At 59.8% G+C, this 26,972-nt stretch carries 26 protein-coding genes; 18 read left to right on the plus strand and 8 right to left on the minus strand.

Annotated features, from left to right (window positions below; genetic code table 11):
* Positions 1–59: 59 nt before the first annotated feature.
* Positions 60–827, plus strand: a complete 768-nt coding sequence (locus tag IF803_RS31635) for an enoyl-CoA hydratase/isomerase family protein (protein ID WP_028341967.1) — start codon at positions 60–62, stop codon at positions 825–827.
* 2 nt (positions 828–829) lie between these two features.
* Positions 830–2,041, plus strand: a complete 1,212-nt coding sequence (locus IF803_RS31640) for a CaiB/BaiF CoA transferase family protein (RefSeq protein WP_028341968.1) — start codon at positions 830–832, stop codon at positions 2,039–2,041.
* Positions 2,042–2,467: 426 nt separating this feature from the next.
* Here IF803_RS31640 and IF803_RS31645 read toward each other — a convergent pair whose 3' ends face one another.
* On the minus strand, positions 2,468–2,704 hold the full coding sequence (locus tag IF803_RS31645) for a type II toxin-antitoxin system prevent-host-death family antitoxin (protein WP_461194758.1): 237 nt from the start codon (positions 2,702–2,704) through the stop codon (positions 2,468–2,470).
* 279 nt (positions 2,705–2,983) lie between these two features.
* The gene (locus tag IF803_RS31650) at positions 2,984–4,027 is read right to left on the minus strand and encodes an AraC family transcriptional regulator (RefSeq protein WP_461194759.1); all 1,044 of its coding nucleotides are present in this window, start codon (positions 4,025–4,027) and stop codon (positions 2,984–2,986) included.
* Between the two features lie 249 nt (positions 4,028–4,276).
* Between IF803_RS31650 and IF803_RS31655 the strand changes: the two genes are divergently transcribed.
* The 13 genes from IF803_RS31655 to IF803_RS31715 all read left to right on the plus strand — a co-directional run bounded on the left by IF803_RS31655 (position 4,277) and on the right by IF803_RS31715 (position 16,481).
* A complete protein-coding gene (locus tag IF803_RS31655) occupies positions 4,277–4,771 on the plus strand; it encodes a helix-turn-helix domain-containing protein (protein ID WP_461194760.1) in 495 nt (164 codons plus the stop codon).
* Between the two features lie 43 nt (positions 4,772–4,814).
* Positions 4,815–5,924 (plus strand): HlyD family secretion protein, encoded by a 1,110-nt coding sequence (locus IF803_RS31660; RefSeq protein ID WP_461194761.1) that lies wholly within the window; start codon positions 4,815–4,817, stop codon positions 5,922–5,924.
* 430 nt (positions 5,925–6,354) lie between these two features.
* On the plus strand, positions 6,355–7,032 hold the full coding sequence (locus IF803_RS31665; RefSeq protein WP_420888154.1) for a hypothetical protein: 678 nt from the start codon (positions 6,355–6,357) through the stop codon (positions 7,030–7,032).
* A 156-nt stretch (positions 7,033–7,188) separates the two neighbouring features.
* On the plus strand, positions 7,189–8,631 hold the full coding sequence (locus tag IF803_RS31670; RefSeq protein ID WP_461194762.1) for a DUF1254 domain-containing protein: 1,443 nt from the start codon (positions 7,189–7,191) through the stop codon (positions 8,629–8,631).
* A gap of 294 nt (positions 8,632–8,925) precedes the next feature.
* Positions 8,926–9,057 (plus strand): hypothetical protein, encoded by a 132-nt coding sequence (locus IF803_RS31675; RefSeq protein WP_304497274.1) that lies wholly within the window; start codon positions 8,926–8,928, stop codon positions 9,055–9,057.
* Positions 9,058–9,094: 37 nt separating this feature from the next.
* Positions 9,095–10,060: a helix-turn-helix domain-containing protein gene (locus IF803_RS31680; protein WP_304497273.1), complete on the plus strand. Its 966-nt coding sequence runs from the start codon at positions 9,095–9,097 to the stop codon at positions 10,058–10,060.
* Positions 10,061–10,374: 314 nt separating this feature from the next.
* Complete coding sequence (locus IF803_RS31685; RefSeq protein ID WP_304497272.1) at positions 10,375–11,118, plus strand: outer membrane protein; 744 nt, start codon at positions 10,375–10,377, stop codon at positions 11,116–11,118.
* Between the two features lie 74 nt (positions 11,119–11,192).
* A complete protein-coding gene (locus IF803_RS31690; RefSeq protein WP_461194763.1) occupies positions 11,193–11,909 on the plus strand; it encodes an outer membrane protein in 717 nt (238 codons plus the stop codon).
* Positions 11,910–11,936: 27 nt separating this feature from the next.
* Positions 11,937–12,413 carry a DUF992 domain-containing protein gene (locus IF803_RS31695; protein ID WP_461194764.1) on the plus strand — a complete coding sequence of 159 codons (477 nt, stop codon included), beginning with the start codon at positions 11,937–11,939 and terminating at the stop codon, positions 12,411–12,413.
* Positions 12,414–12,475: 62 nt separating this feature from the next.
* A complete protein-coding gene (locus tag IF803_RS31700; protein WP_461194765.1) occupies positions 12,476–12,832 on the plus strand; it encodes an HdeA/HdeB family chaperone in 357 nt (118 codons plus the stop codon).
* Positions 12,833–12,998: 166 nt separating this feature from the next.
* Positions 12,999–14,336, plus strand: coding sequence for a TAXI family TRAP transporter solute-binding subunit (locus IF803_RS31705; RefSeq protein ID WP_461194766.1), 1,338 nt, complete (start codon positions 12,999–13,001; stop codon positions 14,334–14,336).
* A 469-nt stretch (positions 14,337–14,805) separates the two neighbouring features.
* Positions 14,806–15,513, plus strand: coding sequence for a L,D-transpeptidase (locus IF803_RS31710; protein ID WP_461194767.1), 708 nt, complete (start codon positions 14,806–14,808; stop codon positions 15,511–15,513).
* Between the two features lie 551 nt (positions 15,514–16,064).
* Positions 16,065–16,481 carry a hypothetical protein gene (locus tag IF803_RS31715; protein WP_461194769.1) on the plus strand — a complete coding sequence of 139 codons (417 nt, stop codon included), beginning with the start codon at positions 16,065–16,067 and terminating at the stop codon, positions 16,479–16,481.
* A gap of 459 nt (positions 16,482–16,940) precedes the next feature.
* Here the strand turns inward: IF803_RS31715 and IF803_RS31720 are convergent, their stop codons facing one another.
* Genes IF803_RS31720 through IF803_RS31730 form a run of 3 tightly spaced genes read right to left on the minus strand, consistent with a single transcriptional unit; the run spans position 16,941 to position 19,865 of the window.
* Positions 16,941–17,939 carry an SIS domain-containing protein gene (locus IF803_RS31720; RefSeq protein ID WP_461194771.1) on the minus strand — a complete coding sequence of 333 codons (999 nt, stop codon included), beginning with the start codon at positions 17,937–17,939 and terminating at the stop codon, positions 16,941–16,943.
* A gap of 11 nt (positions 17,940–17,950) precedes the next feature.
* Complete coding sequence (locus IF803_RS31725; protein WP_028344258.1) at positions 17,951–18,907, minus strand: N-acetylmuramic acid 6-phosphate etherase; 957 nt, start codon at positions 18,905–18,907, stop codon at positions 17,951–17,953.
* Positions 18,908–18,926: 19 nt separating this feature from the next.
* Entirely contained in the window at positions 18,927–19,865 is a 939-nt protein-coding gene (locus tag IF803_RS31730) for a glucosamine kinase nucleotide-binding domain-containing protein (RefSeq protein ID WP_461194774.1), read from the minus strand.
* A 119-nt stretch (positions 19,866–19,984) separates the two neighbouring features.
* Here IF803_RS31730 and nagA point away from each other — a divergent pair, with 119 nt between their 5' ends.
* Positions 19,985–21,160: an N-acetylglucosamine-6-phosphate deacetylase gene (nagA, locus tag IF803_RS31735; RefSeq protein WP_028344260.1), complete on the plus strand. Its 1,176-nt coding sequence runs from the start codon at positions 19,985–19,987 to the stop codon at positions 21,158–21,160.
* A gap of 313 nt (positions 21,161–21,473) precedes the next feature.
* On the opposite strand, the gene IF803_RS31740 is transcribed toward nagA, so the two are convergent.
* The 3 genes from IF803_RS31740 to IF803_RS31750 form a co-directional block, all read right to left on the minus strand.
* The gene (locus IF803_RS31740) at positions 21,474–21,728 is read right to left on the minus strand and encodes a hypothetical protein (RefSeq protein WP_018272925.1); all 255 of its coding nucleotides are present in this window, start codon (positions 21,726–21,728) and stop codon (positions 21,474–21,476) included.
* 45 nt (positions 21,729–21,773) lie between these two features.
* A complete protein-coding gene (locus tag IF803_RS31745) occupies positions 21,774–21,971 on the minus strand; it encodes a hypothetical protein (protein WP_461194776.1) in 198 nt (65 codons plus the stop codon).
* A 592-nt stretch (positions 21,972–22,563) separates the two neighbouring features.
* The gene (locus IF803_RS31750) at positions 22,564–22,782 is read right to left on the minus strand and encodes a hypothetical protein (RefSeq protein WP_461194777.1); all 219 of its coding nucleotides are present in this window, start codon (positions 22,780–22,782) and stop codon (positions 22,564–22,566) included.
* A gap of 130 nt (positions 22,783–22,912) precedes the next feature.
* Here IF803_RS31750 and IF803_RS31755 point away from each other — a divergent pair, with 130 nt between their 5' ends.
* Together IF803_RS31755 and IF803_RS31760 are read left to right on the plus strand one after the other, a co-directional pair.
* Positions 22,913–23,338, plus strand: a complete 426-nt coding sequence (locus tag IF803_RS31755; RefSeq protein ID WP_461194778.1) for a YybH family protein — start codon at positions 22,913–22,915, stop codon at positions 23,336–23,338.
* A 241-nt stretch (positions 23,339–23,579) separates the two neighbouring features.
* Positions 23,580–26,939, plus strand: coding sequence for an AAA family ATPase (locus IF803_RS31760; protein ID WP_461194779.1), 3,360 nt, complete (start codon positions 23,580–23,582; stop codon positions 26,937–26,939).
* Positions 26,940–26,972 lie beyond the last annotated feature (33 nt).

Here is a 26,972-nt window from a genome sequence, read left to right on the forward strand (position 1 = left end):
CGTGACGCCGCGCCGAAAGCGGGGCCGGCCGGCTTTTGCATCGAGCGGAGGGAACCTGGATGGCGACGGTACTTCATGAGATGGACGGCAAGGTCGGCGTGGTAACGCTTGCGAAGCCGCCGCACAATTTGCTCGACGACCAGCTCATCAACGATGTGGTCGGCGCGTACCACGCCGTGGTCGCAGCCGGCTGCCGCGCCATCCTGCTGCGCAGCGCGATGCGGCACTTCTGCGCCGGCGCGGAGATGGCCTCGTGGGGAACCGGCACCAAACTTCACACCGATCAGGCTGGGCTCGAAAGAGTCTGGCGCAGTCTCGAGGATGTACCGGTCCCGACCGTTGCAGCCGTCAACGGCGGCGTGCTCGGCGGCGGGCTTGAGCTCGCTTTGACCTGTGACATGATCGTCGCCGCGAACACCGCGTTCCTTGGCCAGGTCGAGGTTGCGGTCGGATTGCTGCCGTTGCTCGGGGGTACGCAGCGCATCGCGCAACGCGCCGGCATCGCGCGGGCCAAGGAGATCGCGATGCTAGGCCGCCGTCACACGCCCGAGGCGTTCGAGCGCTGGGGCATCATCAACCTCGTCGTCCCGGAAGCGGAGCTGGCGGCATCATCGATGACCATGGCCCGGCAGCTCGCCGCCGGCCCGACCAAGGTCATCGCGGGCGTCAAGATGCAAGCGAACCTGCAGGCACGCGGCGGCGTCGCGGCGGCAGATGCGCGACAGGTCGAAATCAACGACATGATCTGGAAAGCGAAGGATCGCCAGCGCGGTGCCGATGCCTTCTTCTCGTCGGGCCCGGCAACGGCCGTCTTCGAGGGAGATTGATGATGTCCGCTGCACCTCTCCAAGGATTGCGGGTGGTCGATTTTACCCGCGTGCTGGCTGGTCCTCATTGCACCAAGGCGCTACGCGACCTCGGCGCCGACGTCACCAAAATCGAACCGCCGTCAGGCGACATCGGCCGCGCCGGACTGCCCCATGTCGGCGGCATGGGCCTCTATTTCGTGCAGCAGAACGCCGGCAAGCGGAATCTCAGCATCGACCTGAACTACGCGGAGGGGCGCGAGATCGTCGCTCGTCTGTGTAAAGATGCCGACATCATCGTCGAGAATTTCCGTCCCGGCACCTTGGCGCGATTCGGCTTTAGCTATGATGACGTCCGCGCCTTCAACCCCGGCATCATCTACGTCTCGCTGAGCGGCTACGGGCAGTCGACCTCGTGGCGCAATCGTCCGGCCTTTGCGCCAACGGTGCAGGCCGAGACCGGCCTGACCTCGATCGTGCAGGATCACTTCGGCGAGGCGCTGTCCGAGCCGCGCGGCGATTCCTGCAGCCATGCCGATGTCTATACCGGGCTGCAGGGCGTGATCGCCGTGCTCGCCGCGCTTCAGCATCGCAACCGCACCGGCGAGGGACAGCACATCGACGTGTCGATGGCCGCGACGATGCTGTCGGTCAACGAGCGCGCTGGCGCGATGATGTCGGGGATTGATACCGACGGCGAGCCGATCGCTCTGTCGGCGAACGAGTCGCACATCTTCGAGATGTCCGACGGCGTCCGGCTGACGATCGCCGCGAGCCCGATCTATTCGCCGATGTTCACGCGCTACTGCGCGATGATGCGTCGAAGCGATCTGCTGGTGGATCCGCGCTACGCCACCGCCAGCCTGCGCCGGCAGAACCTCGCGCCGTTGCTCGCGGAAATCCGTGCCTGGATCACCACGTTCGAGAACCTCGAACAGTTGCAGGCACAGGTCAGTGAAGCCGGGCTCGCGGTCGGGCGCGTGCGTACCGTCAACGAGTTCGTGGAGACCGAATGGGCCAGGGAGTGGAACGCCGTGGTCGAGGTCGATGACCGCGCCGGCGGGCTGGTCCGCATGCCGGGCAACCCCTGGATCTTCAGCCGCTCGGAACTGCCGTCGCCCGGCGTGCCGGCCTATCAGGGCGAGCACAATGAAGACGTTCTTGGCCAGCTCGACTTTGCGCCCGCGAGGATCAAGGATCTGCAGCAACGGAACATCCTGCTCAGCCGGCGGTAGGCGGAACTTGTCCGAGGCTGGTCAAAAGAGCGCTTCAATTGCATGGAGGAGGAACCCGACAGGATCAGGCGGCCCGCGCCGAGCTTCTCGGCATGGTCCGCTGCGGAGTTTTTTGCGACGCAGACTCCCCAGGGCCGGCGGCTAACTGATTCCGACCCTCTTGCCGTGGCCTTAGGCCTCGGCCTCGAAGAGCAATTTGAGATGGTTGCAGGTCCCCGCAACCAAGTTGATGAAAAACCCCAGTAATCTCAACGGATTGCTGGGGTTATTCTTGCTTCTTAAATCGGCCCTAACAACATCAATGACTTAGCTCATAGGTTCAAATCACAACGTAACCACGCACATGATGTCGTCGCGGCACGAACTTCGGCCGGCAAGCGCTACGTTTCTGAATCCAATGGCCAAGCTCAGCATAGCGTGAGCACGTCATTTCAACAGTTCGTCGAGTGGCTCATGTTCCGGGCGCATTGTGGCCCGCTTCACCGCATCGATGACGACGGCGGCCGTATCAGAGGTGCGGCACGTCCGTCGACTAGCTGCCTCCATCCAGTCGAAACGCTCAGCGCGCCGACGATGGCGTGTGATCTCAACAGGCTCGAAGCGGGCGCGTTGCCGAAACGCGCCGAGCTTGCGGCGGAATTTCCAGATCGTCGTCGTGATCATGGTATCAACTGTCGACGAAGCCGATCTTGTGGAGGCCCATCTTCCGTTTGCGGAATGGGCAGTTATGGAAAGAAAATCGTCCTCTCCGCCCATGGCTGGTGGCCCAAAGACAACGTTGGCGATGTTGAGATCGTGGGAAATTATCACCAAATTTGAGGAGGCGGCGACAGAATGAGGTCTCACGTTCGGCATCCTATGGCGGGTACACGTTGTCAAAGTTGCCATTTTTGCGCCAATCGGAAGCCGCCATGTTTGACGTTCATATCGCCGGACCGACGCCTATTGCGGCTTCCATTTGCCGCGAAACTCTCTCGGCGTAACTCCGGAAAAGCGTCGGAAAGCTCGAGTGAAATGCGCAGGGTCGGTGTAGCCCGAGGAAAATGCGACATCGATGATCTTGGAATTCGTGTCGCGCAGAAGTTTAGCGGCATTTTCAAAGCGGACCCCGTCAAGCAGGTCAGAATACGTAACCCCGGCGCTTGAAAGCTTGCGTTGAAAGCTTCTGATACTGATGCCGGCCATCTCTGCGATTTCCGCGAGGGTTGGAATCCTTTCGTCCAAATAGGACGGCAGCATCAATTTGACTGCTGAGACGATTTCGTGGCCGGACGGCGCAACCCCGTCGTCATGTGAAGCCGCCTGCGTCTCGCTTGCGAGATTGGGGAGATCCAGGAATGAAACGGGAATATCGATCCATGAGGAATTCTGATCCGATAAGAAGCGGGTATTTTGCCAGAACGACCGTGTCTCAAGGCTCGGTTCATAGCGGGCTTCGAAGGCCATCGTCTCCGGAACCCAGTAGAGGCCGGCAAATTGCCTTACGATATGCATCACGACAACATTCTGAAGCCACTGCGAATGCTCAAGATGCGGTATGCAGGCCGCGCCTGCGAGCTTGCTGCAAATTCTCACGTGATTATCGTTGCGCTCCAGCCACACACTCACGGTCGTGTCTTCAAGCGGCGCCCATTTGCACAATTGCTGCAAGGCAATGAACAGCGTCGGCGAGAAGCGGATGCTGGCGCGAAGCTTTTCGCTCAGGTGGCAGAATTGCAGCCGGCGAGCAGCTTGAAAACCAATGTCTGTGATGCCCTGCGACCGCTGTGCGGCTTCCGCGAAACGTATCGCTTGCAGGATTGGGATATAGTGCTCGGGCTTTTCCTCCAAAGAAGCTGGAAGGCGAAACTTGGTCAGCAACGCCTCCGTTGGAGCACCGATCTCATCACAAATGTGAGCGAAAGGAATAATGAATTGGCAACGAGTTAGAGGAAGTACGGTCAATTTTGGGTTCTCGCGCTGAAATTGAGTTCGGCGATTTTCCACGTATTCGGCGTGCGGCCTGGCTGGGCTGCCGAAAGCTTAATAGCTCCCGGTTGGCGTGTATTGCAAAATATCTACTCGCTGCATTGGGAGGAAGAGGCTGGGCTGGCCCATTGGCAGCCAGCGCGCCCTTCGGCTTTAGCTTGGCGGCTTATGGCAAGACGTCCGACGATTCTTCTCCCATGCTCCAGCAAAAGCGAAGGCTAGACGAGGCGTCTCGGCGTTTGGTCTTCACCACATGCCTTCGGTCCCATGAAGCCTGTTCATATTCCTTCCCGGTACTCGGTGCGCGCGGCGATTGCTGCCTCACTGCGTCACGGTGACGCAGCGCTTCAACGCACCGCATTCCAACTGGGGATAAGCCCGCGCTCGTTGCAGCGTCATCTCGCCGGAATGGGCACCAGCTACAGCGACATAGTTGCGGAAGTGCGTCTCGATACAGCCTGCTACCTGCTTCTAGAATCCAACCAGCGCATATCGGAGATCGCCCTGCGCCTCGGCTATGCGGGAACGAGCAGCTTCAGCCGTGTCTTCATGCGTTTGACAGAAATGCAGCCCGTCATCTATCGGCGGCAGCGAACTGTTCAACGAAATGACAAGTCCCAACCCGGGAAGGAGCCGCATGCGGGCAATCAGCAGAAATCGTCGCGATTGGCGCGAAATGGCAAGACACCTTCGCTGCCAAGCGGGAGTAACGTCGCGCCCCCTCGACAAGGGAAAAAACAGCGTTCCAACGGCACCGACTGAAGAACATTAGCGTCAGCCTGCCACCGCTACGACAGGACGAACGATGGTTATCATTCTCGTCAGTTACCTTGTCCTGATTTGGCTGGCATTTTCAAAATTCAAGCTGATACGCCTGACCTGGTCGTCCGGAACCGTCGCTGCCCTTGCAGGCATTGCCATTCTCGCCGTCTTCATGGCGATGCTGAATTATCTCACCCCCAACGGGCGCGTCGTGGTCGTATCACGCGTCGTGGAAGTGACGCCGAACGTCAGTGGTGAGGTGATTGCAATCCCCGTCAAACCAAACGTGCCGGTAAAGGCCGACGCGGTCTTGTTCGAAATTGACCCGACGCCGTTTCGATTCAAGGTTCGTCAGCTTGAAGCCGCACTAATAGCCGCTCAGCATCAGGCCGAGGTGCTGAAGGCGAATTACGATCAGGCCAATGCAAATGTGGCTGGTCTTGAAAAGCAGGTCTCTTTTCATGAAAAGAGGCTGAACGATATCGCCTCCTTGACAAACAGCGGAGCCACCACGTCGTTTCGCGAACAGGACACGCGCGAACAGTTCAACATTGCGGTGGCCCAGTTGCAGTCCGCAGAGGCGCAGCAGCAGAGCGCAAAGGCCTCGTTCGAATCGTCGATCGGCGGTGTCAACACAACCGTGCTGCAGACTCGCGCACAGCTCGATGACGCAAAATGGGAGCTTGAGCAGACGACGGTCAAGGCACCGTCGGACGGCTACGCTAGCGTCGTGGCGCTCGCGGTTGGTGCCCGCGCCCTGCAGGCGCGTGCGGCGATGTCATTTATCATAGAGTCGGACGTTTCCATTGTCGGTGTGTTTTCGCAGAATGGCTTTCGCACCATCAAGCCCGGCGCGCAGGTGAAACTCGTTTTCGACAATGACCCGGGACGCATCTACGAGGCCAGGATCGCGGAGATTCCGGAGGGCGTCGGGCAGGGTCAGATCGCGGTATCAGGGACGCTCGCTCGTGTCGGATCAATCGGCGGTACGAGCGCGTACCCCGCGGTGATTTCGATTCCAGCGAATGCCGACCGCTCTACCTTGCGCCTCGGTACATCGGGCACGGCGACGGTGTTCGCCGAAAATGCGGGACCCATCGGGCTCATCGCCCGTATCGTGCTCTGGATCCAGTCCTACACGGCCTATCTGTAAGGATCCGATCTGATAGCCGCATGCGAGGGGTGTAGCCGGCAACCGGAGATGCAGCGTCGGGGCATGGCTGCCGTCCGTCAAACCCGATCAGCAGGTATCCGTACTCCAGCGATCCAAAAGCCTGCAACCCGCGTGATCTTGTCGAGCGCTTGTTTTGTCGGCTCGACGATTTCACGGGCTTCGCGGATCCGGCAGCAAGAATTGGCAAAGCGCGCCGCTATTGGCGTGAAATGGCAAGACATCCTCCTCAATGGCCGTGAAATAGCGAGATGAAAACCATTTCCCGGTGCTCACCGGATGCCAGCAACGATGGTCCAAGTTGGGGCGGAGAGCATGACACGGGACACGGTGATCTGGCAGTCGAGGTGCCCCGTTAGAGGGCACGACATCGGTCTGCCGCCGTGCGGACAGGATACAGAAAGATGAACCAATGACAATATTGCGCGCCGCTCTTCTCGCCATTGCCGCCGCTGGTATGGCGTGTGTGCCGACGGTTCTTTCCGCTCAATCGGCAGCCGAGCCGAAGCAGCATATGCCGTTGGAGAAATCCATCGGACAGTCGAAGCCCGAGGTCGTTCCGTCGTTGTTTGTTCTCAACTCCAAGGGCGCCGTCCTGAAGGACGGAAAGCTTGTCCTGGCCGGAATTTCTCCGAATGCCATCGTGTTTGCGGATCGCCCGGTGCGGGCCGCCGGGCATGATCTGACGGCGCGGATCGTCGAGGATTGGGGCAACGGAAGCGACAATTTCGCGAAGGATCCGCCGAACGCAACGGTTTCCGGATTCAAGAAGGACGGATCGGCTGTTGTCGACGCCGTGGTTGTGCTGAAGTCACCGAAGCTTGAAGGCGACAAGCTGACTTTCGATGTTGACGTGCTCGAAGGCGACCTGGCGGGGTCCGATGGACCGGCATCGGTCTTCATCGACATCATTGGCCGGCCGTTTACGCCGCTATCGTTTGCTGGTGTCGCCCGCAGAACGGCATGGCGCGGCGCTTACTATCGCGGCGCTGCCGTTGCCGGAGCCGCGGCTGTTGGAGCGGCCGCAGTCGCCTATCCTTATTACTACCCGCCGCGCTGTGGCTATTACCCCTATCCGCCTTGCTACTAAGGATACGTGCGACCAGCGGCCCCTGCGCAGGACCGGGCGCGGAGGCCGCGGTCAATGTGTCGGTCGGCATATCAACCAATAAGCTGCAATGGATTTCCTGACATCCGAATGCAGATCGTTTCGATAGCTCAATCGAACAACAAAGGAGTACGGCAAATGTTGACGAAGCGAGACTTACTTCGCTCCACCGCGGCGCTCGCCGCGCTCGCCGCCACGACGGCGAAGTACACCCCGGCAATTGCGCAGAACAAAACCGATTGGCCCAGGCTGTTAGAGGCCAAGGACATCGCTGAGGAAGGCTTCATCTACGGCTTGCCGCTCGTGATGAATTATGCGGTCATGCAAGAATATGCCGTGGACAGGAACTCGGGGCAGTTCAAGGCACCGTTCAACGAAATCTACAACATGCACCACGTCGCCACCCCGGCGGACACGGCAATCATCACGCCGAACAGCGACACCCCTTACTCGATACTCTGGCTGGATTTGCGCGCCGAACCAATGGTCATCTCGGTGCCGACGGTCGAGAAGGACCGCTACTACTCGGTCCAGCTGATCGACGGCAACACCTACAATTTCGGCTACATCGGCACGCGCGCCACGGGGACCGAGCCGGGCGACTATCTGGTGGTCGGCCCCGACTGGAAAGGCGAAACGCCGACCGGAATCAAGAAGGTTTTCCGATCGACGACGCCGTTCACATTCGCGGCTTTCCGCACCCAGCTCTTCAATCCCGGCGACATGCCGAACGTCGAGAAAGTTCAGGCCGGCTACAAGGCCCAACCGCTTTCCGCCTTCCTCAAACAGCCCGCCCCGCCCGCCGCGCCGAAGATCGATTTCCTTCCTGCCACCACGGCCGGGATCAAGGATAACTTCTTCCAATATCTCGACGCAGCCCTGCAATTCGTCCCCGAGACGCCGAGGGACAAGGCGATCCGTGCGAAACTTGCGAGAATTGGCATCGGTCCCGGCAAGACCTTCGCGTTCAGGGATCTATCGCTCGAACACAAGGCCGAAATCCTGGTGGGCATGAAGCAGGGTGACGACAAGGTCGACAAATGGCTGGCCAGCGGAAACAAAAACATCAATGGCTGGAACGTTGGTTCGTTCTTTGGCGACGAGGCCTTCTTCAACGGCGATTGGGCGATGCGGGCGGGCGCCGCCAAGGGCGGTCTCTATGGCAACGATGCCGTAGAAGCGATGTACCCCTATACCCGGAAGGATGCGGCCGGTGAGTTGCTCGACGGCAGCAAGCACAAGTACACCATCACCTTTGCACCCGGCCAATTGCCGCCAGTGAATGCGTTTTGGTCCGTTACGATGTACGACGGCAAGAGCCAGCTCTTGGTCAAGAATCCGATCAATCGCTACCTCATTAACTCTCCGATGTTGTCGGCGATGAAAAAGGACGCAGACGGTTCGCTGACGCTGTACATTCAAAAAGACAGCCCCGGCGCGGACAGGGAAGCAAATTGGCTTCCGGCGCCGGATGACAAGATCTATCTCGTGATGCGCCTCTATTGGCCGAAGCCTACGCCGCCGTCGATCCTGCCGGCGGGTCAAGGAACTTGGCAACCGCCCGGTATCAAGCGGGTCTGATGGCACCTGGACCAATCATGCTGCCTGGAAAGTGATTTGAGCGCGCGAACTCGTGCCGGCCTTTTTTGGCGGGCGCGAGTTCGAGCGTGACCCACAGGCTCTCAAGCAGCAATCGGAAACGAAGATGGTGAGCAATTACACACAGAGCGCTGATCGTCGCAGCAAGGATACATCGACGTTCAGACGCTGACCTGCGCTCAACTTGCGGGCGCTTGGCAGGAAGACGCGGAGTTGCTCACCACGTAGTACGGCGGCTGCTGCGACGGTCTCGCGCGTAAGCATCGTCTCAACGTCATGAGAGCGAAAGAAGCGGGGCACGACGTCATCCAGTACTGCAAGGCCGATCCCAGCAAGCTGGTCGTCGAAGTGATTGCTGTCGTGTTCAAGGATATGCGCGCGAAGCTTGGCATCAAGATGAAGCCGTAGGCGAGCCTGTAGGAAACCGGGTGGGAGGACTTTTCCGTTGGCGGCTGCGAGCGACGTAGCATCATACAGCCTTAGCTTTGACGAATATTCCGACATGGTTATTGGAGCGACGGGGAATTTCCTGCTGACTGGTCCCAGTCAAGCTCCTTGGTCGGTCGATCATTGCAAACTGGGTTCGATCGTCTTGCAGTTTGGCCTGGAGGGAGGCTCCAAGATCTTGCACGGCGTTTCGTGTCCAGATGCTTTGAGCTTTATCGTTCAGGATGAGCAAATTGCTGATTGCCTGATATTTGACGGTCAAATCCTTCGGCCTCACGACTTCGTGGTGCTTCCGCCTGGGAGCGATTTTACGTTCGCGTCGTGCGGCATCCATCGTTGGATGTCGATTTCGATGCCTGTTGGGCTCTTTGAAACATTTGTTGTCAGGACCGGCAGAAACCATCTTACACGGCTCAAGAAAGCAAAGTGCGTCATTTCGTCCCCGAAACAATTTCTCAATTGTTTGACTGAGGCAACCGCGAGCACAGCCGCGCTCGTACGCAAGGAGCAAACGTCGACGCTCCACGGACTTAGCATTGCCCGGTTGTTAAACGCATTGATCGGTGCAATTGCGGATTTGGACAACGAAATGTGCCTCCCAACGGAAAAGTCGCGGTTGTCCAGTGACACTGTGACAAAAGCGTTGGAGCACGCCCATGGTCAGAAATGGGGAGGGCTCCAGGTTGCTGACCTGGCCCTGGCGGCTGACGTAACAAGCCGGACGCTCCTGAGGACGTTCCGGCAGCAACTGGGCGTTGGACCAGCAAGCTATCTCAAGCTACGTCAACTCAACATGGTCCGCCGTTCACTCCGCGGAAAATGTGGGCCGTCAAGCAAAGTCACAAACATCATGAGCGAACACGGCGTTACCGAATTCGGTCGTTTTGCCTCGGAATACAGAGCCCTTTTTGGAGAGCGCCCGTCGGAGACGGTGGCGAGGTCGCGGGTGCAAAGTGCGGGATGAATCGACTCGCTTCAGCCAGCGTCGTCAACCGCAATACCCAAATTTGCAAAGTGCGATTCGCGTCTCCGGACGCGCCGAGAAGGAGCGCGGGTGCGATCGTCTGCGCAATGGCATTCGACAGCTGACTGTCGGCGTGTCGGATAGCTTTGAGTCCGGCCTGAAACAGAAACGTCACGCTGCAGTGTACCGAATTTGCAACGACCGACTTCTTTCGATTGGTTGTCCGATTTTACATAGCGACCGGGAGTTGACCCAAATACTTTTCGGTACAGGCCCTCGAACTTGAGGCTGATGTGTTTGCAAGGGATTTTGAAATGAGAAAGATCGTACTCACCGCCGCCGCATTCACTGCATTCGTAGCTCCTGCGTTCGCTGCCGACCTGCCGCAGCGGCCCTACCCGGCCAAGGCCCCCATGATGGCAACTGCCGTCTACGATTGGACCGGCTTCTACATCGGCGGTAATGGCGGATATGGCACGAGCCGCAATTGCTGGGGTGTCGTACCGGCAGGTGGCCTGGTCATTCCTGATGGTTGCCACAGTCAGTCTGGAGGCGTCATCGGTGGACAGCTGGGGTACCGTTGGCAGGCCGGTCAGTTTGTGTTCGGTTTGGAAGGCCAGGGCGACTGGGCAAATATGCGCAGTTCACACGTGAGCGTTGTCAATCCGCTTCTTACCAATTCTTCCAAGGTCACCAGCTTGGGTCTTTTCACCGGCCAGATCGGCTACGCGTGGAACGCTGCGTTGCTGTATTTGAAAGGCGGCGCGGCGGTGACGAACAACGACCTTCTTCAAGCTACCACGATTGGAGGCGTTGGCCTGAACTATGCGACCTCAACCCGTTGGGGCGGCGCCATCGGCGTTGGGTTTGAATACGGCTTCACGCCGAACTGGTCGGCCGCCATTGAATATGATCGCTTGATCATGGGTAACGCCAACAATTCCTTCTCGGTACCGGCAGGCGCTGCTGCCGTGGTCAATCAGGTCAGCCAAGACGTGGATCTGATCACCGTGCGCGTGAACTACAAATTCGGTGGACCCGTCGCTACGAGTTACTGATCTTTGCCGGCGAGGGCCGGCTTAGCAGCCGGCCCTTGTTGGCCTCTTGACCAATTTGGGACGAAATTTTCGTGATGGACGACATGAAGAAACTTATCATTGGGGCAGGATTTGCTGCCGTCAGTTCTACCTGCGCCTTTGCGGCAGACCTTCCCATGCAGACCTACAAGAGCGCGCCCGTGGCGGCCCAGGTCTATAATTGGACCGGCCTTTACGTCGGAGTGAACGGCGGTTACGGCTGGGGCACGCAAGATCCGCTGACGCTCGTCTCTGGCAGGTTTGACCGTGCAAGCTTCGATATCAGTGGCGGGATGTTCGGCGGCACCATGGGTGCCCAAATCCAGCAGGGATATGTCGTGATCGGCCTTGAGGGCGATCTTGATTGGGCGAACGTGAAGGGCAACGGCATCATAAGTCCGGCTATCGCGGGCATCGGGCAGGGTATTACACTCAATATCGCGTCCAACATCAGCGCCGTTGGAACGGCTCGGGCGCGAGTCGGCGTCGCCGTCAATAATCTGCTTTTGTATGTCACCGGTGGTGCTGCTTTCGTGAAATCGAACGCGAATGGCACCTCAATTGCCGGCGTCGCATGTGGTACGCTCGGCGTACTTCCAAATTGCACAGCCTCAGCCTGGCGTCCTGGCATTGTTGCCGGCTTGGGTATCGAATATGGTTTCACGCCGAACTGGTCCCTGAAGGGTGAATATCTCTACACCCAGGTGGTCGGCACAGGCGTAAGCACCGACAAGCTCAACACCTTCCGCGGCGGCATCAATTATCGATTTTGAAACGGAAGATGCGGGTAGGGCGCTATCATGAATCCTAAGGCGTTGGCTCTCTGTGCAACGTTGGTTGCACTCACCGGTCCTGCTTCGGCCCAGACCCCGACATGGACCCAGACGGGTATGCTCACCTGCAAGCTTAACCCGAGCATTGGATTCATTATCGTCGGACACCAGTCGATGGAGTGCCGCTTCGTGCCATCCATGCCCGGTCCCCCACAATTTTACGAAGGCGCCCTCAACACGGTAGGAATTGATATTGGGGTAATCGGTGGCGGCGCCTTGGCGTGGGGCGTTCTGGCGCCCGTCGCCGGCGTTCCTGCCGGGGCTCTGGCTGGCACCTATGTTGGTGCGAGCGGTGACGTGGCGTTGGGTGTTGGTGTCGGGGCAAACGTTCTGGCCGGCGGATCCAACAGAAGCTTCGCGCTGCAACCGGTATCAGTCGAAGGTTCGGTCGCGCTGAATGTCACGCTTGGCCTGTCAGCGCTTCAACTGCGAGGGGTCCCTTGAGCAAAGCGCGCCTGCCGCGGACCACCCAAGTCGAACAAGAGACGCGAGATAGAGGATCTAGAATGCGGTATTACTACCTTCTCGCAGTTGTTACGACAATTGCGTGCTCCGGCGCTCTCGCCCAGACGCCGCTTTCGGCCTATGTCGACGGCAACGGCTTCATTGATGTTCAAAAGCTGACATGTGCCCAACTCGCGGGTACCTACCAGGAAGACGCGGACGCCCTGACGGCCTGGTACAGCGGTTGGTACAACGGCCTAGCCAAGAAGCATTATCTGGATCTCAGGAAGGGAAAGGTCGTGGAGCATGAGGTGATCCAGTACTGCAAGGCAAATCCAGACAAGCTGATTATCGAAGCCATCGCTGTCGTATTCAAGGATGAGCGGGCGAGACTGGGAATTCGGATGAAGGCCGATTGAGGACAAGAGCGCCATTCGTTAGGCCCGGCGTTCGATGAGGGGGACCTACTGATGTTGTCCTTTGCGAAGCGTATAGTCGGCGCCAACGTGCTGTTTGGTGGGGCAGGCGGGCATCAGCGTTTCCTTAGGGTATCCGGCCTGATGCTGGCGTTCGTACCGTGATGCCATGAGCAACCTCGCAATCAATCTGTGGCCGCGATGGCTCAGGATACTGATTGTCGGAGCAGCCACGGCCGCGGCGATCGGCAGCGGATGGTTCGCGTATCGCTACTTCGCAAAGCCTGTTGCGCTCACCGTGGCTGCCGGGTCGGCCGATGGCGAGTCGCTGGCGCTGATCTCGGCGATATCAGCGCGCCTGTCGGCGTCGAACTCGCATGTCCGGTTGAAGGTCAGCGATGCCGGAAGTTCAGCGAAGGCCGCCGAACTGCTGGCGGAGGGCAAGGCCGATCTTGCAATCGTTCGAGGCGATACCAGAGGCCTGGCAGACGCGCGGAGCGTTCTGCTCCTGACCCATGGGGTGGTCCTGATCGTGACGCCCGCAGCCACCAGCGCCGACAGCCTCGGTGGCATACACGATATGACCATTGGCGTGGTCGGCGGCGCCATCAACGCCCCGACAGTTGAGGCGCTCAAGCAGGTGTATCAATTCGACCGCGCCAAGGTCACCTTTCTGAATGTTGCCATCAACGACGCCGCGGCGTCGCTCGCATCAGGAAAGGTTCACGCGTTGCTGGCCGTTGTTCCTCTAACGGAAAAATACCTCTCCAAAGTCAGGCAATTCGTTCACCAGGAACGCGCCAAAGGGTCAGCGCCAAAACTGATCGAAATCGAGTCGGCCGGCGCGGTCGCCAACGTCGCGCAGCAATACGAGAGCTATGACATCCCGAAAGGCACCTTGCGGGGCGCTCCGCCGGTTCCCTCCGATGACCTGACCTCGCTGCGCTTGTCGTACTTTCTCGTCGCCAATAAGTCAGTCAATGCCGACACCATTACCGATCTGGCGCAGTCACTGGTCGATGCAAAACGGGATCTGCTGTCACAGTTTCCGATATTGGCCCAGGCCGCGGCGCCGAGCACGGATGCGGATGCGTTGATCCCGATCCATCCGGGAGCTGCGACCTACTACAATGGCAACCAGCAGAGCTTCTTCGACAAATACGACGACAAGCTCTATTACGGGTCGCTGTTGCTGGGCTCACTGATCTCCATCCTCGTGGCAGCCTGGCGTTTCGCCCGCTCAGGCAGCGGACCGCAAAGTATGCTGGAGCCGCTTTACGAGCTTGGCAACGAAATCAGGATGGCGAAGAGCGAGGCCGAACTGGACCAAATCGAACGGAGAATTGACGGTATCCTCAAGGCTGAACTCGCCAGGAATGCAGGCGGTGAGGGCGCCGACGGCGCCGAGATGGCCGCGCTAGGTCTTGCCGCCCAACGGCTCCAATACCTGATGAGCCATTGCCGGACCCGGCTTGGCCACACATCGGTTCGCCCGGCAAGCAACTAGCGCGTGCCCGAACACTCACTCTGCAGGGCAAACGCCGCATCCTTGATCTGGATAGGCGCGCTCCGTTGCGCTTCGCTGCGAGACTCAGCTGTCGTCAGAGGAGCCATGATAGTGACCGAACCGCGAGGCAGTCAGGCAAGGGCGATGCGCCTCCTGAACAGGAGCTGAAACGCCCCTTTGAGGTTGAAAGGACCCGTTCGATCCACGTCATCGGCATAAGTCGTTGAAACCGCAGCAAATGCGACCTCCCTCCGAGCGCACCATAAACCCACGTTCGGCTTCGAAGTCGCCGGCCGCGACATGGATAGAAATGGCCGTCAGCTGCCTGCTCCCAGGCGGCAGCCAAAAGGCCATCTGTTGGTCAAGGAGGTTCAACCTCGAATGACGAAGAACTTTTTCTCCTCCCTCCCTATCCCGTATGCCAAAGTCTGGTCCGGCCGTACAACGGGACACTGGAAAATCCGAAATCATGATCATGGACCGTGGAATTGCCGACGCCGGCGCGCTGGGTGAGGGGGCTCTGCCCGGGCTTCGGTCGCGGCCTCTCAACCGCCGGGCGTTTCTGTTCGGCTCCGCTGCTGGTCTCGCCGCACTGGGCCTGGCCGGTTGCGCATCCGACTACATGAGCTTGGCCGAGGCGGAGAAAGTCTACGGGCCTGTGCCGAACGAGAAATTCCCGATCCCTGCGGTCGATGTTAGTAAGGTCAATCCGAAATATCTTCGCAAGACAGTGCGCTATGACAGTAGTGAGGCGCCCGGTACGATTATCGTCGATCCCAGCAAATACTATGTTTACCGCATCGAGGGCGAGGGAAACGCGACCCGCTATGGAGCCAATGTCGGCCGCGATGGATTCCGGTGGAGCGGGGAGGCTTATGTCGGGCGCAAAGCCGAATGGCCTACCTGGACGCCACCTAAGGAGATGATCGCGCGCCAGCCGGAGGCGGGCAAATATGCTCGCGGCATGCCGGGAGGTCTCGACAATCCACTTGGTGCCCGCGTGCTCTACCTCTATCAAAATGGGGTGTACACGCTTTACACGATCTATAGCACCACCGACCCCGAAACGATTGGGAACGGCATTACGAGCGGCTGTACCGGCCTCCTCAGTCAGGACATGATCGACCTATATGCGCGAACGCCCGTCAATACGAAGGTGATCGTGCTGCCGGCATAGGCTTGCCGACACGTCTTTGCACGGCGAAGAGCCAATTCGGACTTTGTCGCCGGCTTCCTCGGTGCGCTGTGGGTCCTTCAATCCGCCGGTGTGTAAGCGCGTCATCGAGAGACGGGGTTTGACCAGGGGGCTCGAAATTGTCTGAATAGAAATTCCAATGGGTGAATGGATGTAGCTGGCTATTGTCGCGCGGCGACCGGCCAACGTTCATCGAACGATGATCAGCGCTTGGCCACACGCAGAACGGGCTGGGGGATAGCTTGAAGATATACGGGGCCTCAACGTCGTCGCCGAGCCGCTCGAAGGACGGCCCCCACAGGACCGTCGCGACGAACCCCAGAACAAGGAGCGTGATCAACAGGATTGTGGAGGCGGTGTCGCTAATCGAGGCTCCCATCTGGACATTCCGCTTCTTGGATGTGGTTGAGAAATTTACAACATCTACGGGTTGAAGCATAGCTTCCGACGCGCCCCAATCTAGGCAACAAGCGAAAAGCGCTGTCTCTTCTTGGCCCATTGTCGACCTCGCAAAGAGTTGGCATCGTGGTGCGATGAATAAACAACCGCTTGCCCATCTGCGTACATGGTCGCTCTGTTTTGCGATTTATTGCGTCGCGTGCACCAACGCCGTTGCCTGCGTAATCCCAGGCGCCGGATCAAGTATTTTATTTGCGCAGGTTCCGACCGACCCCCGCTTTTCTTCCTCCGAGATAATTGAAGCATCGGTCTACGATCGTACGCGAGTCGAACGCGCTGGTTCTGGTTATCAGGTGGAACTGTTGACCGCACGCGTTGATCACGTGATCAAGGGATCGATCAATACCGAGACCGTGAAAATCCTCCTGCACCCCGGTTGCCCCATAGTTGGTTACAACGGGCACGGCATTATTCTCGGAGAGCTTCAGGACGATCCGCAGCTCGGGCTTGTGCTGATACCGAAGGAGCATGGGCTGAGGGAGCCGTTGTGAGAAACGGGCTGGCTTGCTTCCGCTTGTGGCCCTTAGCGACTTGATTGGCGTTGTGGCTGACTTCCGCTTTGCCGGAGATAGCCGACATCATTGCCAAAGGAGAGACTGCTTCTGTCGATCCCTCTCCGTCGGCGGGAAAGGCAAGGATCGTGGGTGGCACTGTCGCGTCCACTCATCAGCAGACGAGCTTGCCTGACGCCGTTGCGAACTTTCGTGTGAACGAAAACAGCACGTATCTGGTGCGGTTTCTGTTGCGGTCGTCGCGGTGGGGACAACCAAGATCCCGTAAGACATTAATCTCATTGGTGGCCCGGCAGGACTCGAACCTGCAACCAGACCGCTATGAGCGGCAGAATAGCGATCAGCCTCGTTGCCTTTGTCGCGCATTCGGTCGCTTCTGCTCGCGTTTGTTACGTTTTGACGATTTCGCTCCCGCTTTGGTCGCCAGCCAGCGATCAGTCAAAACGTCTCGGTAATCTTGCTCAGGCGAGGGGGACGATCCGGGTCAAATCCGCGGGCGCATGCCGCCTGCTCGATCATCCGATAGGCCGGAACGAGCATGGTGATCGGGTCGGTGGCGGGGTCATCCTCGACCAACCAAGGCAGCGAGCCATGCGGTCCGCCGCAGAGATGCAGCGCGATCTTTTGCTCACGCAATTCCTCTGCCAGTGCGTCCACCGTAGTCGCCGTTTCATCCATGACACGCATCATGACAACTGGCGTGCGCGACGATAACGCGGCACGTGGCCCATGCTGCAGCTCGGCGGCGCTCAGTCCGATGGAGGGCAGGCGCATGATTTCCGAAAGCTTGAGCGCGATCTCCCTCGCCGAGCCCAGGCCCAGGCCCCGAGCCGCCACAAACACAGCTGACGCCTTGACGAGATCATCGGCAATTTCCGACCAGTCGAGCGCCAGCGCGCGGTGCAGGCGCTCGGGTAGCCGGTCGAGGGCTGACCGTAGCGCACGATCTTGCGCCAGCTCGGCAACCAGTCCGGCACCGGCGGCCATCGAGCCGATCACGGTCTTCGTCGCCGCTACGGAGTGTTCTTGGCCGGCTTCGATCGGAACGACGAATTCCGCTTCGTCAGCCACCGGCGACGACGTCGCATTGACGATTGCAATCGTGCGTGCGCCCGAGGCTCGTGCCGACCTGGTCGCTGCGACAAGATCCGGGCTGCGCCCGGATTGCGAGATCACGATGAACAGCGCATCGCGCAGCATCAAGGGTGTGCGAAATGCCGTGATCACCGAGGGAGCACTTGCTGAAACGGGAAGGCGAAGCCGCGTCTCGACAAGATATCTCAAGAAAACCCCGGCATGCCCGGAGCTTCCCCGACCACACACGACGCACAAAGGGGCGGAGTCAATCCCAATCCGCTGTGCGATGTCGCGCGTGGCGGGTCGGCTGCGAACAATGTTGGCGACAACATCCGCGCTTTCCCCGATTTCGCTCGCCATCGCGGATGTCGTCACGGCTCAACCACTCCGCCTCGGCCGCGTCCCGCCGCTCCCTTTGGGAGCCGGTCACGATGCGAGTCACGATTCTTGGCAAGCTCGACAAACACTTGCCGAAGGTTGCCGTCACAGTTCTCCAGAACGGTCTCCGCATCAACCCTGTCGACACCGAGCGCCAGAAGGACTGCAATCTTGATGTCTCCCTCGGCCTGCTCGAGCGAGCGTGCCGCGTGCGACGGATTACAGCGCGCGATTTGCGCCACCATGGCCTCGGCGCGCCGCTTTAGCTTGGCATTGGTCGGCGGCATGTTCACCATCATGCCGCGATATACCCGGCCAAGGCGCAGCATGATCCCTGAGGAGATCAGGTTGAGCACGACCTTCTGCGCGGTGCCCGCCTTCATCCGCGTGGAGCCGGCGATCAGCTCTCGGCCGGTCTCGACCAGGATCGGAAACGTTGCCAATGCCAGCAGTGCGGTGCCGGGATTGTTGGCGACACCAATCGTTACTGCATCGAAAGACCCTGCCTGCTGCAGCGCCGCGACCGTGAACGGCGTGGTGCCGCTGGCGGCTACCGCAATCACCACGTCGTGCGGCGTGAGCCGTGCGGCGCTGATCTGCGTGACTGCATCATCGACATCGTCCTCCGCGCCCTCGATGCTGGTGACGAACGCGCTGTCACCGCCGGCAACGACGAAGCGGACGCGCTCGCGGGGCCAGGCGAAGGTCGGCGTCAGCTCGGCGCCGTCCTGGACCGCCACGCGGCCTGACGTGCCAGCGCCGACATATACAATGCGACCACGGTCGCCCAGCACCGTCTTGGCCGCTTCGGCTGCCGCAGTGATCGCGGGAAGGGCATGGCCGATCGCGGCGACCGCCGCAAGCTGGCCCTCCCACATCGCTTCCATCGCTGACGTCAGCGACCATGCATCAAGGTCGGCAAATCTGGGATCGACTTCTTCGGTGGCCATATCCGTGATCCAAGCACCATCAAACGCGGAACTTCGAAGTCTGTTCATGGTCAGTTTCTCTCTTGGGCGGGTCCAGCTTGCGCAGGTCGAGCCGCCCTCGCGCCACAAGCAGCGCGCCGGCCGCTGCGTCGGCGTCAGGACGCCTCAGGCGGGCGCGCAGGTCAGGCGTTAGCCAGGGCGTAATCGCATCCGCGAGCCCGCCCACCAGCGCGAGCCGGTCAATTCCTTTAGCCAGGAACAGATCAAGCAGATCGCCAATGGCATCGGCCGCGTGTTCGACAATGCGGCGGCCGACCGGATCGCCCTGATTGGCGTGCCGCATCACGGTCGGCGCGAACGCAGCGTAGTCGGTGGCCCTGGCTTCTTCGGACCACGCCACGGCCTGATAAGGATCTTGATCGAATGCGCCCAGCACCTCTGCGAGCAATGGTGTCAGCTCGCCGCGGCGATCCGCGGCCCGCAGCGCCAGTCGAACGACCTGCAGGCCAATGTCGGCGCCGCTGCCTTCGTCCGAGACGGGGAAGCCGTAACCGGCGATACGGATCTCGCGGCCACCGATCAGGCCGACACCCACGGAGCCCGTGCCGGTGACCACAATGGCCCCGTCGGCGCCGCTATGGGCGCCGAGACAGGCAGCCAGGCCATCGCTGATGAAGATAACGGAGGCAAAGGGATGCGGGATCTCTTTGAGCGCCGCTTCCGCACCCCGGCGACCAATGCCGGCGAGGCCAATTCCGGCGTGCATCCGCGTGAAATCCTCGTGCGTCAGTTCGGACTGTGCGGCCGCCGCTTCGGTGGCCTCCATGATGGACCGCCAGGCCCGGTCGAAGCCAATCCGGGTCGTGGCAGGCCCCGAGCTCGCTTCACCGAGTACCCTGCCATTTTCGTCCTCGATCCGGGCGCGGCAGCGGGTTCCGCCCCCATCGATGTCGAGATAGGTGGTACCTTTTGTTTCCATGAGAAGTTAACGCAAGGATTTAGCTCCGGGTCCCCGAATCCCGTTGTGTACATATAAGGACCTTTACAGCACGGGACTCGCCTCACGAGCCCGTGATTGGCATTCTCGGATTAGCACTTATGGGCCAAGCTGGGTCTTCCGTGGTTCTCTCGATTGCTGCGCAGCACATCTTTGATGGTGCCGACATGCGCGGGCCGGGGTTGGTCAGGATCTCGCAGGGGCGGATCGAAGGCATTACCGAGGAGGCGCGCGCCTCGATCCACCTTCCCCGAGATGCGATCCTTGCACCCGGATTTGTCGATGTTCAGGTGAACGGAGGCGGCGGCGTTCTTCTCAACGACCAGCCATCGGAGGCCGGCGTTCGCCGCATCGTCGAGGCGCACCGCAAGGCCGGCACCACGGGCTGTTTGCCAACCCTCATCACCGATCGAAGCGAGGTCATCGAACGATTGGCTGTAGCAGCTCAGGCGTGCCTCGAAATTCCTGGCGTGCTCGGCTTTCATCTGGAAGGTCCGGCCCTCAACAGGTCTCGCAAGGGCATTCATCCGGAAGCCGAGATACGCGTGCCCGATCGGCGCGATCTCGCCACCATCAAAAGCTTCGGGGACCGCGGTCGCTCCATGGTGACCTTGGCCCCGGAATGCGTGCCCGCGTCCATGATCGATGAATTGATCGGCGCTGGATTGCGTATCGCGGCCGGCCACAGCGACGCCACCGCAGCCGAAATCGGGCAGGCAGTCGATCGCGGTGTCTCGGGGGTGACCCATCTGTTCAATGCCATGTCGCAGTTAACCGCCCGAGAGCCGGGCTTGGTGGGCGCCGCGCTGGGAGATGACCGGTTGTTTGCAGGGATCATCTGCGACGGCATCCACGTTGACCGCGCCTGCTTGCGTGTTGCCTTGCGCTGCAAGGGACGCGATCGATTGATGCTGGTTACCGATGCCATGCCATTGGCGGGCACGAGCGACCGGCAATTCCTGCTACAGGGAAGGGAGATCACGTTGCACGACAATCGCCTGACTGACCGGGATGGCACGCTCGCGGGCGCTCACCTCACCATGATCGAGGCGGTGCGCAACGCTGTTGCGCTCATCGGAATCTCCCTTGTCGATGCTCTTATCATGGCTTCCCGGACGCCCGCGGCATTTCTGGGCCTTGGGTCCGAGCTTGGACGGATCGCGCCCGGATACTGCGCGGATCTTGTCGCCTTTAATTCGAACTTTGAGGTCGTCGGCACATGGATAGGCGGGGTCGGTTCGATGGGCGAGGCGAACAGGCCTTCCGAGCGAGGTTAGATGCGCAACCAGCCCAAGCGGGGGGAGTGTAAGCGCCAATCCTGACAGGGGCCTGGCGAGGCATCTGCGCCGGTAGACTGCGTGGTGCACGTCGCCCGGCAATTACGCCGTAGTCAGTGCCCGAAGAACAACCACAGCAGGATGATCACGGGAATTGGCACGCCCAAAGCCAAAGCAAGACGCCTCGTCCCATCGCGCTTCACTCCCTTGTTTATTTGCGCCAATGGCAACTCCGGAAGACGCGTCCACGTTCCTAGCCCGCCGATCGCGTCGTCATTGCCGCCGCGCGAAGGTGAAGGGCGGATAACGGTAGTCATCCCTTAATGATGAGGCGACCCAGGAACGCATTGCAGGCCCGCTCGGCTTCAGCGAACGAACTGAAGGGAGACCCGGATACGTGAGCCGCTGGCATATTCAGAAAGTCGGGGCGATATGATGCAACAAAGCCCGGCTCTCCATGCAATCCAGGTCCACTCCGGCTCTCGTTGCTGATGACGAATGAATAGTCGTCGCTGCTTGCGATCCATATCTCCAGTTCAGTATCGACTCGGCGGAAGTGCAGGGCCATTTCACCCTCCACAAACTTTGGTCCGTGATCATCCGCATGGGACGCTTAGCCTGCTTTTGTGCGGTCGGCCGCTTCTGCCTCCCGCGCCAGCCGTTCGGCCTTTAGGCGCTCTCGATTATCATGGACCGCTTTTTGCGCTTTGGCGTAATCCGTCATAGCATCCTTCGGCCTGACAGTTTTGAATGCCTTGTTTGCTTCGCGTTCCGCAGCCGTCGGCGCCCGTCGGTCTCGCTCTTTAATCATTGTTGACCTCCCATTTGGGCTGACTAATCAACGCGCGGAGCTAGTTTTCGATCCTATTAGCTCGGCCCACGGTCGGCTCGAAGATCTTCGACACCAAGCGCTTTGAGCCACATGGCCCAATCGGCGCGGTCGCTATCCTGCACCGAAACCCCGGTGAACAAACAGCGATAAAGGTGGTCAATCAGAATCGAGTTTCATTGTTCTTGTTGATTGTTTCGGTCGCTGATTACGTTCCGGACGTGGGGTCCGGGGCGGCAATGGCAGCTGAAACGCTCCTACAAGGCTGATATGAACCTTTGGCTCTTCATCGTTGGGATGGGCAACTGAAATTGCAGCAGATGCGAACGCCCTCCGAGCGCACCATAATCCTAATGCGATACGTCGTCACTATGGGCTTCACATTGGCCGAGCATCCGGCTCGAGAATTGGTGCGCGAAGCATTTGCTACCATAACGCACGAGATGCGCCCACTTGATACGTCTGAGCGATAGCGAAAAGGGACTTAATGCTAAGCTACCTGTCTGCTTGTCGAGCGATAGGCGGCAATCGTCTCTTGGTAGGACACCGTCAGTTTTTGGACCCGAAGCCGACATCAGCGCTTGGTGAGGCGCTGTGACTGCCCCAAACGTGCCAGCGCTATGCGCCGGCGGTTGAAGGATAGTGGCGCTGCCTCTTGCGTAGCGGTCCCACATTTCTTTTCTTCTAGATCCTCGACCAGCTCGAGCCCAGCACGCATCAGATCGTTCGCAATCTCATTGGGATCAAAACCGCTCAGGTCGCCGGTGAGGCGCGCGTTGCGCTGGTTAGTCAATGTTGCTGACGGTAATTCCCCGGAATTGCTGGCGCGCCGAACCCGGTCTGGGATGCCTCATTCAACGCATCCGGTTCTTGTCAAGTCAACGTCCGCCCTGCATTCGCATCGAACATATTTGGAGATGATCATGCGTAGCATAGCCTTGATGATTGCATTCGTGATCTCGTTTGCCGCACCGGCTTTGGCTCAAAGAGCCGAGATCGAGGCCATCAATGCGAAATGGATTGAGTTGTTCAACAAGGGCGACTTCTCTGGAGTTGCGTCACTCTACAGCACGGATGCGACCGCATTCCCGCCAGGTTCTGCGATGGTGCACGGCCGATCAGCCATCGAAGCAATGTGGAAAAGCATGGCGGAACAAGTTGGCGATCCGAAGCTCGCAACCCTTGACGTTAAGCCCCTTGGCCCATCCGCGGCGCGCGAGATTGGGACGTTCGCCCTCAAGACCAAGGGACCGACACCGAAGGATGTGACTGGAAAGTATGTCGTGGTTTGGGAGAAGAGCGGCGATGATTGGAAGCTGACCACCGACATCTGGAACGAGGGCAACTAGGCATCTCTGTTCATAGCTGTGCTTCGCGCCAAACGAGGCTTTACGTTGAGTTGGCTATTGCACGGTCGCGAAGGCGCTCGCGATCGGGGCCTCATGGCATCGCTTGGCAGCGCCCACCTTTCGCCGGAGCCAATGTGTTAAACTGGCTGAGAAGTCTCGCGATCGGTGCTTCCATTTGCAGATGTGCCTTCGCAGGTCTCTGCGATGTGCTACTCTTATCCCTATTGGCCATAGGTATACCATGACAGGTATTGCAGAGTGGCTGGCATCGATCGGTTTGGGAGAGTACGCCGATCGTTTCGCAGAGAATGCCATCGACCTCTCGGTCGTCGGCGATCTCACGGAGCAGGACCTCAAGGACCTCGGCGTCCTGCTTGGGCACCGGCGCAAGATGCTGCGCGCAATTGCGGAACTTGAGGATGATGTCGCTGAATCGGACCAAGCGGCTGCCAAACCAGCGCCGCGAGACAGCGCCGAGCGGCGCCAAATCACGGTCATGTTTTGCGATCTGGTGGGCTCGTCCGCACTTTCGGCCCGGCTGGACCCGGAGGACTTGCGCTCGATAATCGGCGACTATCACGCCTGCATCGCTGAGGTTATCGCCCGGAGCGAGGGCGTTATCGCGCGCTACATGGGGGATGGCGTGCTTGCCTATTTCGGCTACCCCCTGGCGCACGAGGACGATGCCGAGCAGGCGACACGGGCGGGGCTGTCACTGGTCGATACCGTGGCCAACCTGCAGACAGATATCGGCACCAAGCTGCAGGTTCGCGTTGGCATCGCTACCGGTATGGTCGTCGTGGGCGATCTGATCGGCGAAGGCGCCGCCAAGGAGCAGGCGGTGATCGGTGAGACACCGAATCTGGCTGCTCGTCTGCAGCAGTTTGCCGAGCCCGGTACGGTGCTGATCTCCGAGAGTACGCGCCAGCTCACCGAAGGATATTTCGAATACTGCGATCTTGGCTCCATCGCGCTGAAAGGATGGGCGGAGCCAATACCTGCCTGGCAGGTGCTCGGGACGACTGGAGTCGAAAGCCGCTTTGAGGCTCAGCACAGGACTCGATTGACACCCTTAATCGGGCGAGACGAGGAGATCGAGCTGCTGTTGCGGCGCTGGCAGCACGCCTCTTCGGGCGAAGGTTGCGTAGTGGTTCTAACCGGAGAGCCAGGTATCGGTAAGTCGCACATCGCGCTGGCGCTTCAAGAGCGGCTCCAAGCCGAACCACACATTACGGTCCGCCATTTCTGCTCGGCGCACCATACCAACAGTGCGTTGTATCCGTTCATCGACAATCTCGAACGTGCTGCCCGGTTCGAAAGAGGCGAAGCGCCGCCGGAGAAGTTTGCCAAGCTTGAAGCTCTGCTGTTGCGGTCCGGCGCCGACGCAGATCGTGTGGTGCCGGCCCTAGCAAACCTTCTGTCGCTGCCGGTCAGTGACGGCTACCAGCTGCCCGAGCTCAGTCCGCAGAAACGCAAGGAGATGACGTTGGCGGCATTCTCGGCTCAGCTCGAAGCGTTGGCGGCGCGGCAGCCAGTGTTCATCATCTTTGAGGATGCCCATTGGTCGGACCCGACTTCGATGGAGCTGCTCACGATTACACTGGAAAAGGTACCACGACTCCGAGTGCTGCTGCTCATCACCGCGAGACCAGAGTTCACGCCGCCCTGGCCTGGTCATGCACATGTGACGACCGTCTCGCTTACACGGCTGAACCGGCGCAACGGGGCGGCCTTGATCGAGCGCGTCACGGCAGGCAAGACGCTCCCGGAGGAGGTCTTGGACCAAATCCTCGCTCGCACCGACGGCGTGCCCCTGTTCGTCGAGGAACTGACCAAGGCGGTGCTCGAAACCGGCTTGCTGCAGGAGCGAGACGACCATTACGTGGTCAGCGGTCCGCTACCCTCGATGGCGATTCCAACGACATTGAACGCATCGCTGATGGCTAGGCTCGACCGATTGGCCCCCGTGAAGGAAGTTGCTCAGATCGGCGCCGTTGTGGGACGCGAGTTCTCGTACGAACTGCTGAGCGTGGTCGCCAAGCTGCCAAGGCAACGGCTTGAGGAGGCGCTTGCCCAGTTGGTTCAGGCGGAGTTGATATTCTGCCGAGGCGAGATACCCCGGGCGGTCTACACCTTCAAGCATGCGCTCGTGCGGGACGCTGCCGAAGCGGGACTTCTGAAGAGCCGACGCGCAGCGCTGCATGCCGCCGTCGCCAACGCTTTCGAGCAACGATTCCCGGAAATTGTGGAGTCTCAACCCGAGACTCTCGCACTCCACCTTACCGAGGCGGGATTGTTCGAAAAGGCGGGAGAATATTGGCTCCAGGCAGGCAAGAAAGCGGCCATGCGCTCCGCCAACCTCGAAGCGATCGCACACTTGCGCAAAGGCATTGAGGTCTCGGCCCATTTGGCCGACGGTGCACTTAAGGACCGGCTGGAGCTTGATTTCCAGTACGAGCTCGGGCCCTGCCTCATTGCCACCCAGGGGCCGGCCTCGCCCCAGGCGGTGGCGACCTTTGCGCGAGCGCGCGAGCTGTGCCAGCGGCTCGGAGATCCCCCCGAGCGACTACAAATCATGTTTTGGTTGACCACCGCGAGCGTCATTCGTGGCGAGTTGCCGGTCGCCGAGGAAATGATCTCGGTGTTGCTCGATCTTGCGGAGGGTCGGGGCGATCGACCAACGTTGCTCAACGCGATGCGTGGGCAAGGGATGATACGCCTTTTCATGGGAAATCTCGTAGGTGCCCAGGAGGTGATCGAACGGGCCTTCGAAGCGTTCGAAGCGAGCAGCGAGCATGACAGATTGGCGGCGCGTGCTGCCGGCCAGGATGCGGGTGTGGCCGACCTGGCTCTGATGTCATGGGCGCTCTGGCTGCAGGGCCGTGCTGATACGGCACTCGCGCGTGTAAATGCCGCCCTTCAGCGTGCCGACGTCATCAGTCATCCGCATTCGCAGGCCTATGGATGCTATTATGCATCCATTCTCCACGCTCTTCGGGGTGACTTCCGAAAGGCACACCGCTATGCCGATCGTTGTCTCGCCTTGTCGGAAGAGCTCGGATTCCGGCAGTGGCGAGGATTGGCTCGCGCCATCCGGGGGATAAGCGCCACCTTCCTTGATCCTTCGTCCGCTGCGCTCGAGGAAATCCGCACGGCGATGAACGAATATCGCGGCGCGGGCTATCAGCTTGGCATCACAGCACTGTATGTGCTCCTGAGTGCCGCTTTGTTGTCGAGCCATCAAAGCGAAGCCGCGCTTGAACTGATTGAGCAGGGTCTCGCTACAACCGGCCGCAATAGCGAACGGATATTTGAGGCCGAGCTGTATCGATTGAAAGCGCGCGTATTGCTCGTCCGCGATGCACCGGAGGCCAGCACCGATGCACGATCACTGCTCGATCACGCATTGACAACTGCAAAAAGCCAACGCGCGAAGGCCCTTGAACTTCGAGTATCAGTAGACCTCGCCAACTTGTGGATCGATCAGGGCAGAACCAGCGAAGCGCTCGACCTGCTCGTGCCCATCTACGGCTGGTTCGTCGAGGGTCTTGAAACGCAGGATCTGAAGCAGGCAAAGGCATTACTCGACCGACTGCAATAATTCCGCCTGGACTGCGGATATTGGAGCTTGGCT

The sequence above is a fragment of the Bradyrhizobium sp. UFLA06-06 genome (assembly GCF_054820065.1).

What these genes read in the sequence shown, in the direction of transcription:
- IF803_RS31700 (WP_461194765.1), top strand. Translation starts at nt 12,476, where the DNA reads ATGCGGTATTACTACCTTCTCGCAGTTGTTACGACAATTGCGTGCTCC.
- IF803_RS31760 (WP_461194779.1), top strand. Translation starts at nt 23,580, where the DNA reads ATGACAGGTATTGCAGAGTGGCTGGCATCGATCGGTTTGGGAGAGTAC.
- IF803_RS31660 (WP_461194761.1), top strand. Translation starts at nt 4,815, where the DNA reads ATGGTTATCATTCTCGTCAGTTACCTTGTCCTGATTTGGCTGGCATTT.
- IF803_RS31730 (WP_461194774.1), bottom strand. Translation starts at nt 19,865, where the DNA reads ATGGAAACAAAAGGTACCACCTATCTCGACATCGATGGGGGCGGAACC.
- IF803_RS31740 (WP_018272925.1), bottom strand. Translation starts at nt 21,728, where the DNA reads ATGGCCCTGCACTTCCGCCGAGTCGATACTGAACTGGAGATATGGATC.
- IF803_RS31670 (WP_461194762.1), top strand. Translation starts at nt 7,189, where the DNA reads ATGTTGACGAAGCGAGACTTACTTCGCTCCACCGCGGCGCTCGCCGCG.
- IF803_RS31635 (WP_028341967.1), top strand. Translation starts at nt 60, where the DNA reads ATGGCGACGGTACTTCATGAGATGGACGGCAAGGTCGGCGTGGTAACG.
- IF803_RS31640 (WP_028341968.1), top strand. Translation starts at nt 830, where the DNA reads ATGTCCGCTGCACCTCTCCAAGGATTGCGGGTGGTCGATTTTACCCGC.
- IF803_RS31720 (WP_461194771.1), bottom strand. Translation starts at nt 17,939, where the DNA reads ATGGCGAGCGAAATCGGGGAAAGCGCGGATGTTGTCGCCAACATTGTT.
- IF803_RS31685 (WP_304497272.1), top strand. Translation starts at nt 10,375, where the DNA reads ATGAGAAAGATCGTACTCACCGCCGCCGCATTCACTGCATTCGTAGCT.
- nagA (WP_028344260.1), top strand. Translation starts at nt 19,985, where the DNA reads ATGGGCCAAGCTGGGTCTTCCGTGGTTCTCTCGATTGCTGCGCAGCAC.
- IF803_RS31715 (WP_461194769.1), top strand. Translation starts at nt 16,065, where the DNA reads ATGAATAAACAACCGCTTGCCCATCTGCGTACATGGTCGCTCTGTTTT.
- IF803_RS31705 (WP_461194766.1), top strand. Translation starts at nt 12,999, where the DNA reads ATGAGCAACCTCGCAATCAATCTGTGGCCGCGATGGCTCAGGATACTG.
- IF803_RS31745 (WP_461194776.1), bottom strand. Translation starts at nt 21,971, where the DNA reads ATGATTAAAGAGCGAGACCGACGGGCGCCGACGGCTGCGGAACGCGAA.
- IF803_RS31725 (WP_028344258.1), bottom strand. Translation starts at nt 18,907, where the DNA reads ATGGCCACCGAAGAAGTCGATCCCAGATTTGCCGACCTTGATGCATGG.
- IF803_RS31710 (WP_461194767.1), top strand. Translation starts at nt 14,806, where the DNA reads ATGATCATGGACCGTGGAATTGCCGACGCCGGCGCGCTGGGTGAGGGG.
- IF803_RS31675 (WP_304497274.1), top strand. Translation starts at nt 8,926, where the DNA reads ATGAGAGCGAAAGAAGCGGGGCACGACGTCATCCAGTACTGCAAGGCC.
- IF803_RS31645 (WP_461194758.1), bottom strand. Translation starts at nt 2,704, where the DNA reads ATGATCACGACGACGATCTGGAAATTCCGCCGCAAGCTCGGCGCGTTT.
- IF803_RS31665 (WP_420888154.1), top strand. Translation starts at nt 6,355, where the DNA reads ATGACAATATTGCGCGCCGCTCTTCTCGCCATTGCCGCCGCTGGTATG.
- IF803_RS31695 (WP_461194764.1), top strand. Translation starts at nt 11,937, where the DNA reads ATGAATCCTAAGGCGTTGGCTCTCTGTGCAACGTTGGTTGCACTCACC.
- IF803_RS31690 (WP_461194763.1), top strand. Translation starts at nt 11,193, where the DNA reads ATGGACGACATGAAGAAACTTATCATTGGGGCAGGATTTGCTGCCGTC.
- IF803_RS31755 (WP_461194778.1), top strand. Translation starts at nt 22,913, where the DNA reads ATGCGTAGCATAGCCTTGATGATTGCATTCGTGATCTCGTTTGCCGCA.
- IF803_RS31655 (WP_461194760.1), top strand. Translation starts at nt 4,277, where the DNA reads ATGAAGCCTGTTCATATTCCTTCCCGGTACTCGGTGCGCGCGGCGATT.